This window comes from Kibdelosporangium philippinense (assembly GCF_021390435.2).
Classification (GTDB): domain Bacteria; phylum Actinomycetota; class Actinomycetes; order Mycobacteriales; family Pseudonocardiaceae; genus Kibdelosporangium; species Kibdelosporangium philippinense.
In genome coordinates, this window is the sequence record NZ_JAJVCN010000001.1 from 2926258 (window position 1) to 2944882 (window position 18625).

The 18625-nt window shown below is 65.1% G+C and carries 14 protein-coding genes; 7 read left to right on the plus strand and 7 right to left on the minus strand.

Features of this window, described 5'->3' with window-relative positions:
• Window positions 1-8: 8 nt before the first annotated feature.
• Window positions 9-383, minus strand: coding sequence for a PH domain-containing protein (locus LWC34_RS13415; protein WP_233725380.1), 375 nt, complete (start codon window positions 381-383; stop codon window positions 9-11).
• A 38-nt stretch (window positions 384-421) separates the two neighbouring features.
• Between LWC34_RS13415 and LWC34_RS13420 the strand changes: the two genes are divergently transcribed.
• Window positions 422-1360: an HD domain-containing protein gene (locus LWC34_RS13420; protein WP_233725381.1), complete on the plus strand. Its 939-nt coding sequence runs from the start codon at window positions 422-424 to the stop codon at window positions 1358-1360.
• Here the strand turns inward: LWC34_RS13420 and LWC34_RS13425 are convergent.
• Window positions 1357-2265, minus strand: a complete 909-nt coding sequence (locus tag LWC34_RS13425) for an ADP-ribosylglycohydrolase family protein (protein WP_233725382.1) — start codon at window positions 2263-2265, stop codon at window positions 1357-1359. The two genes, LWC34_RS13420 and LWC34_RS13425, sit on opposite strands and share 4 nt — an antisense overlap.
• An 11-nt stretch (window positions 2266-2276) precedes the next feature.
• Complete coding sequence (locus LWC34_RS13430; RefSeq protein ID WP_233725383.1) at window positions 2277-3236, minus strand: hypothetical protein; 960 nt, start codon at window positions 3234-3236, stop codon at window positions 2277-2279.
• A 28-nt stretch (window positions 3237-3264) separates the two neighbouring features.
• On the opposite strand from LWC34_RS13430, the gene LWC34_RS13435 reads away from it, so the two are divergent.
• Complete coding sequence (locus LWC34_RS13435; protein ID WP_233725384.1) at window positions 3265-3639, plus strand: YchJ family protein; 375 nt, start codon at window positions 3265-3267, stop codon at window positions 3637-3639.
• Here the strand turns inward: LWC34_RS13435 and LWC34_RS13440 are convergent.
• A complete protein-coding gene (locus tag LWC34_RS13440) occupies window positions 3629-4816 on the minus strand; it encodes a BNR-4 repeat-containing protein (protein WP_233725385.1) in 1188 nt (395 codons plus the stop codon). The two genes, LWC34_RS13435 and LWC34_RS13440, sit on opposite strands and share 11 nt — an antisense overlap.
• A gap of 238 nt (window positions 4817-5054) precedes the next feature.
• Here LWC34_RS13440 and LWC34_RS13445 point away from each other — a divergent pair, with 238 nt between their 5' ends.
• Window positions 5055-5447, plus strand: a complete 393-nt coding sequence (locus LWC34_RS13445; RefSeq protein WP_372496484.1) for a PGPGW domain-containing protein — start codon at window positions 5055-5057, stop codon at window positions 5445-5447.
• Between the two features lie 124 nt (window positions 5448-5571).
• Here LWC34_RS13445 and LWC34_RS13450 read toward each other — a convergent pair whose 3' ends face one another.
• Window positions 5572-6663 carry a chymotrypsin family serine protease gene (locus LWC34_RS13450; protein ID WP_233725386.1) on the minus strand — a complete coding sequence of 364 codons (1092 nt, stop codon included), beginning with the start codon at window positions 6661-6663 and terminating at the stop codon, window positions 5572-5574.
• A gap of 224 nt (window positions 6664-6887) precedes the next feature.
• Complete coding sequence (locus LWC34_RS13455) at window positions 6888-8120, minus strand: IS110 family RNA-guided transposase (protein WP_233723301.1); 1233 nt, start codon at window positions 8118-8120, stop codon at window positions 6888-6890.
• A gap of 204 nt (window positions 8121-8324) precedes the next feature.
• Here LWC34_RS13455 and LWC34_RS13460 point away from each other — a divergent pair, with 204 nt between their 5' ends.
• From LWC34_RS13460 to LWC34_RS13475, 4 genes are read left to right on the plus strand one after another with little or no spacing between them, the layout of a single operon-like run.
• Window positions 8325-11603: a DUF4132 domain-containing protein gene (locus LWC34_RS13460; RefSeq protein ID WP_233725387.1), complete on the plus strand. Its 3279-nt coding sequence runs from the start codon at window positions 8325-8327 to the stop codon at window positions 11601-11603.
• A gap of 7 nt (window positions 11604-11610) precedes the next feature.
• Complete coding sequence (locus LWC34_RS13465) at window positions 11611-14868, plus strand: DUF4132 domain-containing protein (RefSeq protein ID WP_233725388.1); 3258 nt, start codon at window positions 11611-11613, stop codon at window positions 14866-14868.
• Entirely contained in the window at window positions 14861-15949 is a 1089-nt protein-coding gene (locus tag LWC34_RS13470; RefSeq protein WP_233725389.1) for an ATP-binding protein, read from the plus strand. The genes LWC34_RS13465 and LWC34_RS13470 overlap by 8 nt, the downstream gene beginning before the upstream one ends.
• Window positions 15946-17856: a DUF5682 family protein gene (locus LWC34_RS13475; protein WP_233725390.1), complete on the plus strand. Its 1911-nt coding sequence runs from the start codon at window positions 15946-15948 to the stop codon at window positions 17854-17856. Before LWC34_RS13470 ends, LWC34_RS13475 begins: the two co-directional genes overlap by 4 nt.
• On the opposite strand, the gene LWC34_RS13480 is transcribed toward LWC34_RS13475, so the two are convergent.
• Window positions 17774-18625, minus strand: coding sequence for an IS5 family transposase (locus tag LWC34_RS13480; RefSeq protein WP_233722595.1), 852 nt, complete (start codon window positions 18623-18625; stop codon window positions 17774-17776). The genes LWC34_RS13475 and LWC34_RS13480 overlap by 83 nt on opposite strands.

The following is an 18625-nucleotide window of genomic DNA, read 5'->3' on the forward strand; positions in this document are numbered from 1 at the left end:
ACTATTCCCTATAACGCCTCAGTCGCGATCAGGTGCGAGATCTGCCGGACGTCCGCGCCGCCGCGGAACTCGAGCCGGACGTTGCCAAGCCCGCTGAACCACAGGTCAAGCTCGGCATCGAGGTCGAACGTGCCAGCGGTCTCGATGGAGAACGCCTGGATCTTGCGGTACGGAAGGGACGTGAAGTCCTTCTTCTTACCCGTGACGCCCTGCACGTTGACCGCGATCAACCGCTTGGTGGTGAACACGACGAAGTCACGGACCGTCTTGAAGCAGAACACAATCTGTTCGCCCGGGATGATCAGCGGAGCGACGTCCCGTGCGACATTCTCGTTGCGGACAGGCGTGAGCTTGAAAACGGAGTTCTTCTGGAAGTCGATCACACTATCGAGCGTACGGACTTTTCGGACAGGAGGTATGGATGGCCGTCGGAGGCATCCTCGGCCGCGGCGGACGCTACCGAGACCCGATGTGGGAACTGGAAGTTCGGCTGACGCCGCTCGAGCAACACCTGCTGCGAACCTGGGAACTGCGGCGACTGCAATTCATCGCGCACGGTGGAGCGTCAGCGCTGACGACACACCAGACGTACACTCGCCTCGAGCACAGTCTCGGGCTGTTCGCCCTGGCCGCGCACTTCGCTCCTACCGACTGGGCGGCAAGGGTTTCCGCGCTGCTGCACGACATCGGGCATCTGCCCTTCAGTCATACTCTCGAAGGGTTGGCTGGGCTGCATCACCATCGCCTTGGGGAGCAACGGATGCAGAGCTTGGGACCGTTGTTGGCTTCGCACGGGATGTCTGTGGATGAGGTGCTGGCTATCGAGTCCGGATCGCGGCCTTCGGTGTTGCGCGGGGAACGTGGCCTGAAGTTGGACCACTTGGAGTCCTTCCTGCGAAGCGGGCGTGCGCATGGGCGTCTGACGGAGTCCCCGCCGGAAACCCTTCGGCGCCTGTGGGTTTCCTCGGGAGCTGTGCACACCGATTTGGCGACGGCGAAGTATTTGGGCGAACTGGCGATCGGTGAGGCGCAGTACCTGTGTTCGTGGGAGGACGCCGTGGCCAATGGCGTTATGCGTGGCCTGGTTGCTTTGGTGCTGGACGACGTGCTCGACCGGATCCCGCAGATGACCGACGACGAACTGTGGTCGGTGCTGCTGTCCGACCCTCGAACATCCCTGGACGCGCAACGGCTGCGCCGAGATCCGTTGGGCTGGGAGATCACTGTGGACGAAGGATATCCGTACGAGGTAGCCAAGTTGTACCTGACTACGGCATGTGTGGATGGCGTCCCCATTGAGCTCCCAGCCTCGGAACTTCCTAGCCTGCCATGGAAATGCCGAATCGCTTGGCGTTCTTAGGAGTTCAAGCGCTCTGCGAGGTCGACGAGTTCAGGCAGCCGCAGGACCCGGTCACCCGCTCCCGGCAAAGGAACGTGCAGTTTCGTTGTCCAACGGTCAGGAATCGCGCCGATGCCGTACACGGCACCAGCCAAGCCACCGGTCACCGCGCCGACCGTGTCGGTGTCGTGGCCGAGATCGACCGCGGTCCGAATGGCATCCTCGAACGTCGACGTATGCCGCAGTACCCAGACGGCCGAGCCAAGGCACGGCCAGATGGCGCCGTTGGACTCGGTCGCCATGCGGGGATGCCAGTCCGGGCTCAGAACCGTCGCGTACTTCTCGCGGTACGCGGGTTCGGTCGCTGCCAACGCATCCGGGATGGCATCGAGCGGATCGCCGCCATCCAACGCGACCCGGATCAGGTCGTGGAAGATCGCCGTGCCCTCCCATGCAGCCGGGTCGCCGTGCGTCAACGCCGCGATCTTGCGTGCGGCATCCATTGTGGACTCCCGGTGCGCGAAGTACACCGCTGACGTCACCGCTCGCATCAGGCAGCCGTTGCCTGCCGCGCGCATGGTGAACTCGAAGTGGACCTGCGCGGCCTTGTCCCACGGGTGTCCGTTGGTAAGCACGTCCTCGGTCTGGATACCGACGTCCATCGGGTCGGCGGCGCACCAGCGCTGGAAGCGGTCGAAGATGTCCGGCAGGTCGAGTCCGCCGCGTTCGAGCAGCGATTCACCTACGTGCACGGCCATCTGCGTGTCGTCGGTGGCTTCGCCGGGTTCCCAGCTTCCACCGCCGTTCATCTCGTCCGTGCCAGTCGCTGAGAATGTTCCGGCCGCCAGGAACTCGAACGGCGCGCCAAGTGCGTCACCTACCGCTGTTCCAACGATGGCGCCGATGGCGCGGTCGACCCGGTTCATGAGCGGGAAGACTAGTGGGCCTCGGCGAGTACGGCCTCCATGATTTTCGTTGGCAGCGCCGGATTCGCCGCCGCCGCTTCGGCCACCAGAAGATCCGGATCGTCCAGCAGGTCCGTGATCACCTCGGACGGCAGGTTCGGGTGCCGGGCCGCGTGCCTGCGTGCGGGCTGCGTTCGCAGGCACAGCATGAGCGTGTCCGCTTCTGTGTTCGGGTGCTGGGCGACCTGAGGACTGGTAGACCCCGCGCGCTGCACCAGGTCGTGCAGGAGCGCGGGGGAGCAGTGCGGGTTCTTGGCGGCGACGAGCGCGTGAACCACCCGTGGCTCCGGATCGGCGACGAGCCGGGAGATCACGTCACGAGGCAACCCCGTGTGCGGCGCGACCAGGGCGCGTATCTGCCATGCGCGTGACGATGCGAGGAGCCGTAGCTCGGCACGGTTCGCGGAGGCGATGCGCGGCAGCAGAACGTGCGGCAACTTGACCGACACCGCGATGTCGGACAGCAGCTTGAGCGGGACCGTCGGATTCCACGCGAGCTCGGGCCGTACGGCACGGTCGTTCGCCAGCGTCCACAACAGATGCTCCGGGACCGCAGGGTTACGGGAGAGGTACAACCGCACCCATAGCCGGTCGTCGGTGACCAGTTGTTCGTACGTCGCCTCCGGCAAGTCTGTCCTGCGGGCCATGGTCTCTGCCACGGTTTCGATCACCGGGGCGTCGGCCAGGTCCGACATGTCCAGTGTGGGTGCACCGAACAGGTCCGGCCCGGTGTCGAGTTCGCCGCTGGTCACCGCGACCAGCTTGTCAAGCAGATGCCCTGGCAGATTCGGGTTGTCGGCCAGTCCACAGAGGTGCGCGAGGTATCTGTCCTCGTCCGGCACGGTCGCCTCCGCTCGGTGGATGCCGGTCAGCCGACCGGGTCCGCCCCATGCGGAACGTTCCAGAATGCCCGTGGCCCTGCGCGACAACAACCGCCATTCGTACTAGTAGCATTGTCGGGTGCCAGCTTCGTGTCCTTGTGGTCTTGGCAAGCCGTACGCCGACTGCTGCGGCGTGTTCCATCGTGCGGAAGCAGCCGCCACCACGGCGGAGTTGCTGATGCGCTCGCGTTACAGCGCCTACGCCGTCGGCGACAAGGACTACTTGCTCCGGACGTGGCATTCGACGACGCGCCCGAAGACGCTCGATTTCGACCCCGGCCTGCGCTGGACGCGGCTGGAGATCGTCGGCACGACCGGTGGCAGCCCGTTCCACAAGGTCGGCACGGTCGAGTTCAACGCCCACTACCAGGCGAACGGCCGCGCCGACCGTATGCACGAGAACAGCTCGTTCTCCCGCGAGGACGGGCAGTGGATGTACGTGGCTAGTTGCTGATCGCGAAGATCGGCCACCGTCCAGTGTGGACATCCTTGCGGGTCGCGTAGTGGATCGTGCTGGCGATGACGCTGATTCCGCCGCGCTTTTCCACGAAGTTGGCGTAGAACACCGTGTCCGCACCGCCGCTGAACGGCACGGTGACGTCGAAGACCGGTGTTTGGCCCGCTGACGGGTTCCAGCGTTTGGCGATCAGCCTGCGGCTGTCGGCCGTCGCGTAGACGAACTCGACGGCATCACCGCTGGTCACGATGTCTTTGAACAGCGAAGTTGTGGTGTCGATCGTGGTGCTGGTCCACGAACTGCCAGCCCATCGGGCGAGGACGATCCGCCTGCTGTTGGCCGTGTGCACGCCATAACCGAGCACAACCGTGCCGTCCTGCATCGGTACTGCGACAGGGTTTTCTTCAGGCAGCGTCTTGTCTGCTGGCAGGTCGTTCGGGTTTGTGGTCACGACCGATGCCTGGTTGAGTTCGCCGCCGGTGATGCCCGCGCCGAGGTTGGTCCCGCCGACCGTGCGCATGGTCGAGTCGGCGGTGTTGAAGTAGGCGACATAGATGTTCTTACCGCCGCCGTTATGGCCTTTCGGGCCGCCGTGCTGTGACCATGTTATGTAGATCCGGCCGTCCCGTTCGTACACGCCGAACGCGTACACCTCGGCGAATTTATCGGCACTCTTGCCGGAATCGATGATGGTCTGCGGCGCGCTCCACGTTTGACCGGAGTTCGTCGACTTGATCACCCGATAGATCCGGTACGGCCAGGAAAGATCGGTGTTCTGGCTGTAGAAGACGTAAATTGTCGACCCGATGACGATGGGTTCGGGATATGTGTTCCTGTCGGTGCTGATCCGGCGGTTCGCCCACGTTCCGGTGATCGATCGTGGCGAGGGCGACGTGTACATCTGCATGCTCGAGGTATGCGTCGCCTGGAAGATCGCCAGCCGCCCGTCGGAGAGTTGTCGCAGGACAGGGTAGTCGTGGTAGGCGTTGGAGTGCGTCAGGTTGAGCGTGGCGACCTTGACGGCTGCCGACCACGACGAGCTGGCGTGGTTGTAGGCCTTGATGTAGATGTCGTGATTCGTCCCCGAATAGGTAACGAAGGTTTGATTGACGGTCGAATCGTAAACGGCGGCGCCGTTCGTACGCAGACAACCGTAGATGGATTGCGTTGTCACGGTATCGATGGTCGCTGCGGACGCGCTCGGTACCGGAATGACCATGGCGATTATCGCGGCCATTGTCAGAACGAAGGAGCGTAGTGCAGGGGGCACGGCGGACCTCCACGCTTCGTTGCGTCAATTGAAAAACGCTACCCCGGTGGAATGTGATCGGGCAATGTTCCCGGCCAGCGGGTCGGTTCACATTCCTGAATTCCGTGATGCGGATGCCCGTGCCGCGGACGACAATCATGGGGTGAAACGCGTGACGCTCACGATCATCGGCGCGGCACTCCTGATCATCGGAGCCGCGATGCTCGTCCTGCCAGGACCGGGACTGCTGCTCGTGCTCGCCGGTCTGCTGGTCCTCGCATCGGAGTTTCCCGCGCTGGGGAAGTACATCGACCCGGTCCGCGACCGAGCGATGAAAGCCGCGGAAGACAGTGTCGCGACACCGTTCCGAATCGTGTGGTCGGTGCTCGCGGGCTTGGCCCTGATCGCGGCAGGCATCGTCTGGGGATTGGTCGACAGCCTGCCACTGAGCGGCTGGAGCACCGGCTCAGGCCTGATCCTCTCGGGCATCGTGCTGCTCGTCCTACTGGCCTGGAGCTACCGCCGGGTCAAAGCCAAGAGAAAAACCCAAACCTAAAGCCGTGTCCACCGTCGCGGAACACCGTGTCCACCGTTCCGGAACACCGAAATTCCCGCGCCGCGCGCTACCGCCGAGTGAAGGCAAAGCGGGCGCAGGGCTGAGTACCCTGCGCCCACCTTGGCTAGATGATGATCCCGAAGTCTCGGTTGGCCGTGGCGAAGTCCTGGAAGCCAAGGCGCGCACCGGCTGTACGCGTGACCGTGCCATTGGCGATCACGCCGCCGGAGGTGTTCGAGTAGACCGAGCCGCCGCTGTCACCGCCGCGCGCCGCGGGCTGGCCTTGGGTCTGCTCGGCTTCGACGAGGTCTTCGGCGTCCTGCCAGAAGAAGATCACCTTCAGGTTGCACACCGGGCCGCCGACCTGCTCGGCACTGGTCAGGCCGGACTGGCAGAGCAACTGGCCGACGAACACGTGGCCCCAGTTGACCACGGTGACAGTCGTGTTGCTGTTGCCGTCGCCGACGTACATCCGGTTGGTGGAACTGGATGTAGGGATCAGCGAGATGTCGTGGTCGTCGCGCGTGGCACCCACGTTGCCGATGAACTGGCCCGCGCGATCGGCGATCCGATGCCCCGATTGGCCGCAGTGTTCGGCCGAAAGCACGAACCGCGCGCCCGCGTTGTTCCGGACGCCGAAACCGGATGTGCAGACCGTTCCCGCGGTTTGGTTCCACGTTCCCGCGCCGCCTTTCCATGGCGGTGTGTCATCCTTTCGAGAGGTTGTCTTCATTGGTTCTTCGTGGCTGATCCTGATCGGCACATCGGATTGGATCGCGGTCAAGCTGGTGACGGCTCCCGGGTAGGCTGCGAGGACCAGTCCGCTGCCGTCACCTGGATTTTTCACGCCATAAATCCCGGATTCGGGATGCGCCTTACGCCACGCTTCGAGCTTTTTCGCCGCCGCGGTCAACTCGAGCTGAGAATGCGCGGCCGTGCCGACCCGCACCGGTGTGCGCCGGACGATGCCGCTGATGGCAGGGGGTACGTCGCCCTTCCACCACAGGTTGACGTGATGGTCGGCCAGTGTGATTCCACCGAAGCCGGAGTGCTTGACCGCTTCGGCCCGTAACACTTCGGCCGCAGCGACGAGTGGCCGTTGTTGAAGCGACTTCAACTCGCCTTCGGACAACTTAGTTTGGCTGGCATACGAACTAACTCCGCCAATTGTCAGCGACGCGGTCAACGCGATGGACAGTAACATCCCAATACGCATGGAAGGACACCTCGCCTGCAGGGGTTGACGAGTGACAATGCCTTCCCATATTGGCAAATTCCCCACCTTTCCACAATTGGCAGAACCGGACAGGAACCGCATGGGCAGGCCAGGCCATCCGGGATTGTCGGACCCCTGCCGTACGGTGCACCGCAACATCGCATCGACTGAGGGGGATTCCCAATGAAGTTGTCAAGTAGTTGGGAGCTGCGGTGGTGAGGGGGTCACGCTGCCGTTGCGGCGGGGGTTGCTTGGTAGGTGGTGCCGTCGCGCAGCAGTGCCCACAAGACGTTCAGCCGGCGGCGTGCCAGGGCGAGGACGGCCTGGGTGTGTCGTTTGCCTTCGGCTCGTTTGCGGTCGTAGTAGGTCCGCGAGGCGGGGCAACAGCGGATGCTGACCATGGCGGAAAGGTAGAACACGCGCAGCAGGCGTCTGCTGTAGCGGCGGGGGCGGTGCAGGTTGCCGTTGACCCGGCCGGAATCGCGGGGTACTGGTGCGAGTCCGGCGACGCCGGCCAGCCGGTTGGGACTGCCGAAAGCGGTCATGTCGCCGCCGGTGTAGGCGAGGAACTCGGCGGCGAGCTGGATGCCGAAGCCGGGCAGGCTGAGGATCACGTCGGCGTGTTTGTGCTGGCGAAACCGGCTCTCGATCAAGGTGTCGATCTCGCTGATCTCCTCGTCGAGAGTCATCACCCCCTTCGCCAGCCGCGCGACCATCGCGGCGGCCAGGTCTTGTCCGGTGATGGTGGTGTGTTGCGCGTTGGCGGCGTTCAGCGCGGTCTGGGCGACGGTGCTGGGGTTGCGGACTTTTCGGTTGCGCAGCCAGGTTTCCAAGCGGTTGGCACCGATTCGTCGCAATGCCGCAGGGGTTTGGTAGGCGGTCAGCAGCACCAGGGCGGCTTTGGAGGTGCTGTAGTCGAAGGCGCGTTCCAGGGCCGGGAAGTAGTCCAGCAGTTGCGCGCGCAGCCGGTTGATGGTGCGGGTGCGGTCGGCGACCAGATCGGCCCGGCGGCTGGTCAGGATCCGCAGTTCGACGCTGACCGGGTCGCCGGTGTGCACGACGTGCAGATCGTGGCGCATCCGGGCCTGGTCGGCGATCACGGCGGCGTCCTTGGCGTCGGTTTTGCCGTCTCCGCGGTACATGCCGGCCGCGTAGTGGACGGTGCGCCCGGGGATGTAAAGCAACCGCTGGTCGTGGTTGACCAGCAAGGCGATCAGCAACGCCGCCCCGCCGGAGTTGAGATCGACCGCCCAGGTCAGCTCTCCATCCAACTCGTCTGCCAGCGCGGTGACCTCGCCGACCAACTCCAGCAGCGGAGCCTCGTCGTTGGCCACCCGCCGCGACAACAGCCGCTTGCCGGCGGCGTCGATCACCACGCAGTGGTGATGGGTCTTGCCGGCATCGATGCCTGCCCATACTCCGGGCACGAGCGTCACCTTCCTGTTCGTCAGGTTCATGGTCCCAGCAAACGACCACGCCGTCGTGTCCTTACACAGCGATTTGTTCGCGCATCCCAATTAGCGGTCGGGTCGTCGTGGGGTGCTGGGCGGCCAATCCCCCTGGGCCATCCACGGCGGACGCATGGAAGCCATACCCAGCACCCCTGGGTCGTCGGAACCCTACGACCAGCCCCGATCGACACAGGAAGAAGGTAAGGTCACATGGACGAGGACATGTTTGTTATGCCCGCGGCGTGGAAGCGCTACGCGTACCCACGCCGCGATCGCGGAACATCTGAATACCGGCCGGACAAGCAGGCGATCGCGACAGGGGCGGCGTTGCTGGACAAGCTGCGCACAAGCCTTGAGCGCACCTTCGGCTATCCACGTTCCGATCAGACGCTGGCCGACGCGGGCCGCACGTACCTGAAAGGCGAACCGACGCCGATCGGTGCGGCGGTGGTCCGGATGGCCGCGACAGCGGACAACGTCGACCAAGACGACGTGAGCACCCTGGTTCATTACTGGATTGCCGAGCACGGTGTCGCGTTCGCCGCTGCCGCCGCGGCCAGCTGCGCGAAGGTACACATGTGCGTTGAGCCGATGGCACAAAGACATTGGCAGAACAACGAATGGCGCGCGAACTGGGTGGTCCCGCAGACGACCGGCATCTCGCGGCAAGACCATTGGGTCATGATCGGCGTCGATGAGGTCCGGCGGGCCCTGGCTGCCGCGAGCGACGCCGAGTACGCCGCTGCCGAAGCCGCGCTTGAACCACTCGGCGGGCCCGGGGTGGCGGATGGGTTGCGGGCGTTCATCATGCCGACGCGGTCCGACTGGGTCCGCGAGGCGCTCAGCGGAAACACGGCTCACCAGCTGTGGCTGCACATGGCATGCTCGGTCGGGACGCCTGAAGATCTGGCCATGCTGCCCGGGTCGCATGCGATCGGCTTCAACAAATCGGCCGCCTACTCCGTCCTCGACGCTGTCGGAACCGCGATCGCGCCAAGACTCGCGACCGAGCTCGACCAGTACCAGTACGCCGAACTGCGCAAGCGCGCGCTGGCTATCCTCGCGGTGTTGCCGACCGACGAGGCGTTCACGATCCTGCTCGATCGCCTTGATCAGCCCAAAGTCCAAGCAGCGCTGCACTCGGCCATGAAGACGTTCCCGCACCGCGCGGCCCGACTGCTGGCCGCCAGGGCAGGCGAAGACCCGCAGGCGCGAACGTTGTTCCAGGCGCACCTGAAAGGCAACCCAGACCTTGAGCTGCCCGGGGAAGTGCGAGCAGTCGCGGACGCACTGGACATCGGCGCGGACACGTTGCCGGACGCGCCTGCGGACATGCTCCCGCCGCTGCTGGTCGATCCACCATGGACCCGACCGCGTAAGAAGGCCAAAGCGGTGGTCGTGACCGGACTCGAAGCACCCGAACCCGCGATCTCCTGGGCACCGGGCGAGCAGGAGCAGTGGGCGGCCGTGCACGGCTACTGGGACAACTGGTGCGACGACAACTGGCCGAAGAATCTGGAGCTCTACCGCACAGGCAAACGCGACCGCCACGACAGATACCACCAGTCGGGGTTCTTCGCGCGCGGGCCGGAAGAGATGATCCGGCCGTTGCTGGCCGAGTGGAAGCCCGAGCACGACCACTGGGTCGAAGAGTGGGGAAAGGTCGTCGTCGCGAAGTACGGCCTTGACGCGCTGCCAGCCATGATGCGGATCGCGCCGGTGGCAACGCCGTCGAGCATCGAGTTGCTGTCGCCGATCGTGTCGGCCGAAATCGCGGTGCTGATGGCTGGCCGGTTCGTTCGTTTGAAGTCTGGCCGTAAGTTCACGATGGACTGGTTCGCCCGGCACGGCGGCGCAGCGGTCCGGATGCTGATCCCGGCCGCACTCGGCAAACCCGGGAGCGCTCGTCAGAACGCCGAGGCGGCCCTGCGCTACCTCGGCACGCAAGGCCACGATCTTGTTGCCATCGCGGGGGAGTACGGCGAAAAGGCCCGTGAAGGCATCCAAGCGCTGGTTGACGTGGACGAGACCGAGATATTGCCCGCGAAGATGCCATCACCGGGCACGTGGGCCGATCCTCATGTCCTGCCACAGATCCGGCTGCGCGACGGGCAGCACGCGTTGCCGACCGAAGCCGTCAGCCACCTGCTGATGACGGCCGTCCTTTCCAAGCCTGATGCGGTGTACGCGGGTCTGCCCATCGCGCGAGACGCCTGTGATCGGCAGTCGTTGGCGTCCTTCGCGTGGAGCCTGTTCGAGCTGTGGGTGCAAGCGGGCGCGCCATCCAAGGACAGCTGGGCGCTCAACGCCCTTGGGTGGTTCGGCAACGACGACACTGTGCGCGCGTTGTCGCCACTGATCCGTCAGTGGCCAGGGGAGAGTCAGCATCAGCGCGCTGTCGCCGGGCTCGACGTGCTCGCTGAGATCGGCAGCGAGGTGGCGTTGGCGCACCTCAATGGCATCGCGGAGAAAGTGAAGTTCAAGGCTTTGAAGGCTCGTGCGCAGGAGAAGGTCGCCGCGATCGCGGCCCAGTTGGGGTTGAGCCGCGATCAGTTGGCCGATCGTCTCGTGCCGCGGCTCGGGCTGGATGAGGTCACACCGCTAACGATCGACTACGGCACCCGGACATTCACCGTCGGTTTCGATGAGCAGCTCAAGCCGTACGTGGTCGACGCGGATGGCAAGCGCCGCAAGGACTTGCCGAAGCCGGGAGCCAAAGACGACCAGGAACTCGCGACGGCCGAATACAAGCGATACGCCACGTTGAAGAAGGACGTGCGGACGGTCGCGGCTGACCAGATCCACCGCCTGGAAACGGCCCTGGTCAACCAGCGAACATGGACAGCAGCCGAGTTCCACGACTTATTGGCTGGCCATCCCTTGCTGTGGCACATAGTCCGAAGGCTAGTGTGGAGCACCGACGCGGGCAAGACGTTCCGCCTCGCCGAGGATCGCACACTCGCCAACGCCGAGGACGACACCTTCGTGCTGCCGGAGGATGCGGTGGTCCGTCTGGCCCACCCGGTGCTGCTCGACGAGGACACACTGGCCGCGTGGGGCGAAATATTCGCGGACTACGAGATCCTGCAGCCATTCACACAACTGGGCAGGCCGGTGCAGAAGGTAGACGAGGCCACCACGTTCGACGCGGCACTGTACAAGTACAGCGACATGGTGGTGCCGGTGGGCAAACTGCTTGGCCTGACCAAGCGAGGCTGGGTCCGCGGCGACCCACAGGACGGGGGCGTCGAAGGCTGGATCACCCGTCCGCTGCCAACCGGTGGCGCGATCGTCGCGGGCCTGGAGCCGGGCATCGTTGTAGGGGGCGTCAACGAGTACCCGGAGCAGACACTCCGCGGATTGTCCTTCTCAGCGAACGTTGACGGCTACGACTACTGGTCGCCACCGAAGAACAAACCTGCGACGCCCGAACTTGACGCTGTCACGGTCTCGGAAGTCCTGTCCGAACTAGCTTCCCTGAACGACTGAGAGCGACATGGACGAGAACACGTTCGAGATGCCAGCAGCGTGGAGACGTCACACGTACCCACGCCGCGATCGAGGGACACCCGCGTTCCAACCGGACAACCAGGAGATCGCCAAGGGGGCAGCGTTACTGGAGTCGCTGCGCACCGGACTTGATGAGGTCTTCGACGAGCCACGTTCAGACAAGACGTTGGCCGACGCGGGACGAGCCTATCTCGCGGGCGAGCCGATGGCGATCGGTGCGGCGGTGGTCCGGATGACCGCCTCGGCCACCCGGATGGAGAACGTGACCCCGCTCGTTCATCACTGGATCGCCGAGCATGGCGTTGTTTTCGCCGCTGAGGCGGCGCTGTCCTGTCCTAAGGTGCAGGTATCTGTCGACTATTTCTCGATGGGTGCGAAAAGCAATCGCGGTTCGGCTGCGGTTTGGGTAGAGCCGCAGTCGACTACGTACTCACGGCGCAACCACAGAGAGGTAACGGTAGGTACTAAGCTCCTCAGGAGGGCGCTCGCTGCCGCGAGCGAAGCCGAGTACGCGGCCGCCGAGGCCAAGCTGGATTCGCTTGGCGGGTTTACGAGCGCGAACGTGATACGGGCGTACCTCATGCCAACCCGATCTGACTGGGTGAGCGAGGCTCTACAAGAGACGGTCGATCTCGAACTGTGGTGGCTGTTGGCGTACAGCGTCAGCACGCCGGAAGACCTCGCGATCCTTCCTCGGACACACGCGATCGGGTACCACGCGGACCTCGTCTACACCGTCCTGGACGCTGTTGGCACCGCGATCGTGCCGAGGCTCGCGGAGGAGTTGGACGGGTACAACGACATCGACATGCGCAAGCGGTCGTTGGCCATCCTGGCTGCCATACCAACCGACGAGGCGTTCACGGCCATGCTCGATCGGTTGGCGCAGGACAAGGTCCAGTCGGCGCTGGTCACCGCGATGAGGGCGTTCCCACAGCGTGCTGCTCGCCTGTTGGCGGCGAGAGCCAACGACGACATCCGCATCCGCGGGTTGCTTGAGCAGCACCTGAGAGCCAACCCCGATCTCGAGTTGCCCGAAAAGGTGCGGGCGATCGCGGACACACTCGATCTACGGGCGGAGTCGGTGCCTGTCGCGCCCGCCGACTTGTTGCCGCCGTTGCTCGTCGACCCGCCATGGAAGCGGCCAACCAAGCAGGTGAAGCAGGTCGTTGTCACCGGACTCGACGCGCCAGAGCCGGTGATCTCGTGGGCGCCCGGCGAGCGCGAGCAGTGGGCCGCTGTGCGCGGCTATTGGGACAGCTGGTGTGACGACGACTGGCCAAAGAACCTGGAGGTTTACCGTCAAGGTAAGCAATCCAACAGCAGGACATACAACCCGTCCACGTTCTTCGCGCGCGGGCCCGAGGAGATGATCCGCCCGCTGCTCGCTGGGTGGTCGCCGCCGTCCTACTCCGTGGACGAATGGGGCAAGGTGATCGTAGCGAAGTATGGCCTTGACGCGCTGCCCGCGATGATGCGGATCGCGCCAACCGGCACGCTGTCGAGCATCGAGTTGTTGCTGCCGTACGCATCGATCGAGGTCGCCGAGGTGATGGCGGACCGGTTCTGCAATCGCAAAAGTGTCCGCAGAGTGGCGATGGATTGGCTTATCCGTCATGGCGTGACAGCGGCTCGGATGCTGATCCCGGCCGCGCTGGGTGCTGCTGGTGACGCAAGGAAGAACGCCGAAGCAGCCCTGCGGTTCATCGCCACACAGGGCCACGACCTCGTGGCCGCTGCCAGCGAGTTTGGAACGCAGGCCCAGGACGGCATCCGCACGTTGGTCGAGGTGGACCTGATCGAAGTACTGCCCGCCAAGCTGCCGAAGTTGGGTGCGTGGGCCGATCCGAAGATGATGCCGCAGGTCCGGATGCGCGACGGCCAGCACGCGTTGCCACCGGACGCGGTCGGCCATCTGCTCATGACGATGGCCCTGTCCAAACCTGGCGATGTGTACGCGGGCCTTCCGATCGTGCGGGACATGTGCGATCCATCCGCGCTTTCCTCGTTCGCGTGGAGCGTCTTCGAGCTATGGCTGCAGGCCGACTCACCGTCGAAAGACAGCTGGGCGCTCCACGCGCTCGGGTGGTTCGGTGACGACGACACCGTCCGCACCCTGTCGCCCCTCATCCGGCGATGGCCGGGGGAGAGTCAGCATCAGCGTGCTGTTACCGGGCTCGACGTGCTCGCTGAGATCGGCAGCGAGGTGGCGTTGGCGCACCTCAATGGCATCGCGGAGAAGGTGAAGTTCAAGGCTTTGAAGGCCCGTGCGCGGGAGAAGGTGGCGGCCATCGCGGCGCAGCTGGGGCTCAGTCGCGATCAGTTGGCCGATCGTCTCGTGCCGCGGCTCGGGCTGGACGAGGCCACGTCGCTAACGATCGACTACGGCACCCGGACATTCACTGTCGGTTTCGATGAGCAGCTCAAGCCCTACGTGGTCGACGCGGATGGCAAGCGGCGCAAGGACTTGCCGAAGCCGGGAGCCAAAGACGACCAAGAGCTCTCGAAGGCCGAGTACAAGCGATACGCCGCGCTCAAGAAGGACGTGCGGACGGTCGCCTCCGACCAGATCCACCGCCTGGAAACGGCCCTGGTCAACCAGCGCACATGGACCGCGACCGAGTTCCACGACTTACTCGCGGGGCATCCCTTGCTATGGCACATAGTGCGAAGGCTGGTGTGGATGACCGACGCGGGCCATTCGTTCCGTCTGGCTGAGGACCGCACGCTGGCCAACGCCGAGGATGACATCTTCCTGCTGCCGGGGGATGCGGAGGTCCGCCTGGCCCATCCGGTGTTGCTTGATGCGGAGACGCTGGCGGCTTGGGGCGAGGTGTTCGCGGATTACGAGATCCTGCAGCCGTTCCCGCAACTGGGCAGGCCGGTAGCCAACGTCGACTCGCTGCCTGCGGCTTTGGCTCAGTACACCGGCGCGGTGGTCCCGGTGGGCAAGCTGCTCGGCCTGACCAAACGTGGCTGGGAACGCGGCCAGCCGCAGGACGCGGGAGTGGAATGCTGGATCCTGCGTCCGCTGCCATCCGGCGGAGCGATCGCCGTGGGCCTCGAACCTGGCATCGCGGCCGGCGCGGTCAATGAGTACCCGGAGCAGAAACTCGCTGGTCTCACGTACTCGCCAAGCGGAACGGGTTACGAGTACTGGTCGTCCACGGCGACGAACGTGCCCGACCTTGACCAGGTCACGGTCTCTGAAATCCTGTCCGAGCTGGCTTCCCTCATTGACTGAGAGCATTTCGTTGAGCGACAACAACTCCCTTCAGCGGCCGCCCGCGGAGGTCCGGTACGCCGATGAGCTGGCCAGGCTGCGCGCGGATGACAACGGCCCGCGCCCACCGGGCTGGGCGATGAGCCTGCAGGCGGCCCGCCGGTTCATCATCGGCGACAAGGACATCAGCCGCAAGTTCGTCGGCGATCCATCCCTTGTGGACAGAGCATTGGTCACGCTGGCGACGAGCCGGGGCCTGATGCTCGTCGGCGAGCCCGGCACGGCCAAATCCTTGCTGTCGGAGCTCATCGCGGCCGCCGTCAGCGGCGAATCCACGCTGACGATCCAGGGCGGCGCGGCCACAACCGAGGGCCAGATCAAGTACTCGTGGAACTACGCGTTGCTCGTGTCGGAAGGCCCATCGACCCGCTCGCTGGTGCCCGCGCCGATGTTGCGGGGCATGGCCGAGGGCAAAATCGTCCGGTTCGAGGAGATCACCCGGTGTCCCCTCGAAGTCCAGGACTCGATGCTTTCTCTGCTGTCCGAACGGGTTCTGGCGATTCCGGAGCTGACCGGGCCGGACAGCATGGTGTTCGCAACGGCCGGGTTCAACGTGATCGCCACCGCCAACACGCGTGACCGTGGCGTGAACGAGATGAGCGCCGCGCTCAAGAGACGGTTCAATTTCGAGACGGTGTTCCCGATCCCGGACTTCCAAACCGAACTGAGCCTGGTCGAGCAGGAAGCGAGCAAACTGCTGGCCCATTCCGGTGTCGAGCTGCCGCCACGCCGTGACGTCCTGGAAGTCTTGGTCCAGACGTTCCGCGACCTGCGGGACGGCAACGACAGCGGCAGGATGTCCACGGTCATGAGCACCGCCGAGGCAGTGTCGGTCGCGCACGCGGTTGGGTTACGTGGCTGGTTTCTGCGCGGCGAGGAGGGCAATCCGGCGGACGTGGTCGAGTGCCTCGCGGGCACAGCGGCGAAGGACAACGCCGAAGACCTGGCCCGGTTGCGTCGTTACCTCGAGCAACACGCCGCCCGCCGAAAAGGCGAGCAATGGCAGGCGCTGCACCAGGCCCGGCACCTGCTGCCAGGATGAACACGACGTTCATCGGCGTCCGCCACCACAGTCCCGCGTGCGCACGGCTGGTCGCCGAGACCATCGAGCGGCTGAACCCCGCCTACGTGCTGATCGAGGGACCGGCGGACGTCAACGACCGGCTGGACGAGCTCCTGCTCGGCCACGAGCTGCCGATCGCGATCTTCAGCTACGACGACGGCCACGCGTCCTGGACGCCGTTCTGCGACTACTCCCCGGAATGGGTGGCGTTGACGGTCGGCCGCGCGTGCGGTGCGGACGTCCGGTTCATCGACCTGCCCGCGTGGCACCCGGCGTTCGCGTGGCGCAGCAACCGCTACGCCGACGCCGAGCTGCGTTATGCCGAGGTGACCGAACGGCTGTGTCGTGAGTTCGCCGCCGACAACGTGGATACGTTGTGGGACCAGATGTTCGAGGCGGACCCGGACGACATCGCGGAGCGGCTCGCCCAGTACTTCGACCTTGTGCGCGGTGCAGCGTCGGCGGACGAAGGCGACGCGGAACGCGAAGAGTACATGGCCCGCTGGATCCGCGCGGCCGCGCACGACGCGGGCGACCGCCCGGTCGTCGTGGTCACCGGCGGTTTCCACACGCCCGCGCTGAAGTCGTTGACTACGTCTGGAGGAGTGGATTGGCCGGAGGTTCCACGGTCTTCCGGGATGAGCTATCTGGTGCCGTACTCACACCAGCGGCTGGACGCGTTCACTGGCTACCAGTCAGGGATGCCGTCGCCCGAGTACTACCACAGGGTCTGGACGGATGGCCTGGCCAAAGCGGCTGACGGGCTCGTGGAGTCCGTTGTGGAACGTTTGCGAGGCCTCAAGCAGCCGGTGTCCACTGCGGACTTGATCGCAGCGCGAACCCTGGCGACCGGGCTCGCGAGGCTGCGTGGCCACGTGTATCCGGCCCGCACAGACGTCCTCGACGGTTTGGTCAGCGCGCTCGTGGCGGAAGATTTGTCACAGCCGCCGCCGTGGACGCGCCGCGGGCCGCTCCTGCCTGGCGCACATCCCGCGTTGGTGCAGATGGTAGCGGCGCTGAGCGGCGAACGGGTCGGCACACTGCACCCGGAGACGCCTGCGCCGCCGCTGGTCACGGCGGTGCTTGAGGAGTTGCGGACGTTAGAACTCGATGGCAAGGGCGAGGTCAGGCTCGCGCTCACGGATCCGGATGGGATGGTCCGCAGCCGCGTATTGCACCGCCTGCGTGTGCTCCAAGTTCCGGGGTTTCGACGGCTAGCAGGTCCCTTGTCGGGCGCGGACCCAGTGCTGGACGAGCGCTGGCGATTGACTCCATGCGAAGAACGAGTGGGGGCATTGATCGAGGCCGCGCAGTACGGCGGCACGCTCGCCGAAGCAGCCGGTGGCGCGCTGGAGCGCCGGATCCCGAAGGCGTCGATAGCCGATCTGACCGGGATCCTGTTCGACGCGGCGCTATGCGGGATCACCACGTTGTCCGGTGACGTGATCAGCACCCTGGCCAAGCGGGTGCAGGACGCGAGCGAAGTGGAAGTCTTGGGCGTTGTGCTCGCGGGTGTCCTTGGCTTGTGGCGGCACGACAGGCTGTTCGGCACGGCCCAGGATCCAGTGCTGGGCGCGGTGATCGACGCGTCCACGGCCAGGATCCTGTGGCTCGTCGAGGGGCTGCACAGTGGCCCGGCGCCCGCTGACGATGGGCGGTTGAGGGCCCTGATCGCGACACGGGACGCGGTCGTGCACGCGCAGTCTGTCCTGTCGATGCAGCGCACCGATGTCCAGGGCGTCGCGCGTCGGATCGCCAGCGACGCCGCGGCCCCGCCAGATCTAAGAGGGCATCTGATCTTAGTTAGGCAAGAATGTCTGCTTTGGGTGGATCGTTTCGCCAGGTTTGGGTGGATTCCCCGGTCAGGGTGCGGCTCATTATGTTAGTCATCGCCCAGTGGACCATCGTGCGCGACCGCTGGGGCAGGGCTTCGTAGTCGCGCGCGAGTCGGCGGTGTTGCATCAGCCAGCCCAGACTGCGCTCCACTACCCACCGCCGGGGCAACACGTGGAATCCCTTGGCAGAAGGGCGTTTGACGACCTCAACCCGGATACCCCGCTGGGCTCCATGACGGATGACTGTGTTGTTGTAGCCGCCGTCCACCCATGCCGCCGACACGGTCGGATGCGCAGCGGCGAGATGATCGAGAACCTGTTGCCCGCCAGCGGAATCCTGCACCGACGCCGCGGTCACGATTACCGCCAGCAGCAGGCCGAGCACATCGGTGGCGATGTGCCGTTTGCGGCCCTTGATCTTCTTGCCCGCGTCGATACCCTGACTGGATTCGCTGACATTGCAGGAGGTTTTCACGCTCTGCGAGTCGATGATCGCCGCCGTCGGGGCAGCAGCGCGGCCTTTCGCGACGCGGACTTGGTCACGCAACAGGTCATGCAGCGTTTCCGTTGTGCCATCGGCTTCCCACTTGGCGTAGTAGTCATAAACCGTCTTGCAGGGCGGGAAGTCGTGCGGCAGATACTCCCAGGCGATCCCGGTCCGGCACACGTACAGGATCGCGTTCACGATCTCCCGCAAGTCATGCACGCGCATCACGGTTCCCGGCCCACGCCGGGCAGCACGCCACGCCGTCAGCGTTGGCTCGATCAACGCCCAGCGAGCATCGGACAAGTCGCTGCGGTACGCACGCCGGGACCCCAC

Coding starts and splice junctions, on each gene's coding strand:
- LWC34_RS13460 (WP_233725387.1), top strand. CDS start 8,325: ATGGACGAGGACATGTTTGTTATGCCCGCGGCGTGGAAGCGCTACGCG.
- LWC34_RS13465 (WP_233725388.1), top strand. CDS start 11,611: ATGGACGAGAACACGTTCGAGATGCCAGCAGCGTGGAGACGTCACACG.
- LWC34_RS13475 (WP_233725390.1), top strand. CDS start 15,946: ATGAACACGACGTTCATCGGCGTCCGCCACCACAGTCCCGCGTGCGCA.
- LWC34_RS13420 (WP_233725381.1), top strand. CDS start 422: ATGGCCGTCGGAGGCATCCTCGGCCGCGGCGGACGCTACCGAGACCCG.
- LWC34_RS13455 (WP_233723301.1), bottom strand. CDS start 8,120: ATGAACCTGACGAACAGGAAGGTGACGCTCGTGCCCGGAGTATGGGCA.
- LWC34_RS13450 (WP_233725386.1), bottom strand. CDS start 6,663: ATGCGTATTGGGATGTTACTGTCCATCGCGTTGACCGCGTCGCTGACA.
- LWC34_RS13425 (WP_233725382.1), bottom strand. CDS start 2,265: ATGAACCGGGTCGACCGCGCCATCGGCGCCATCGTTGGAACAGCGGTA.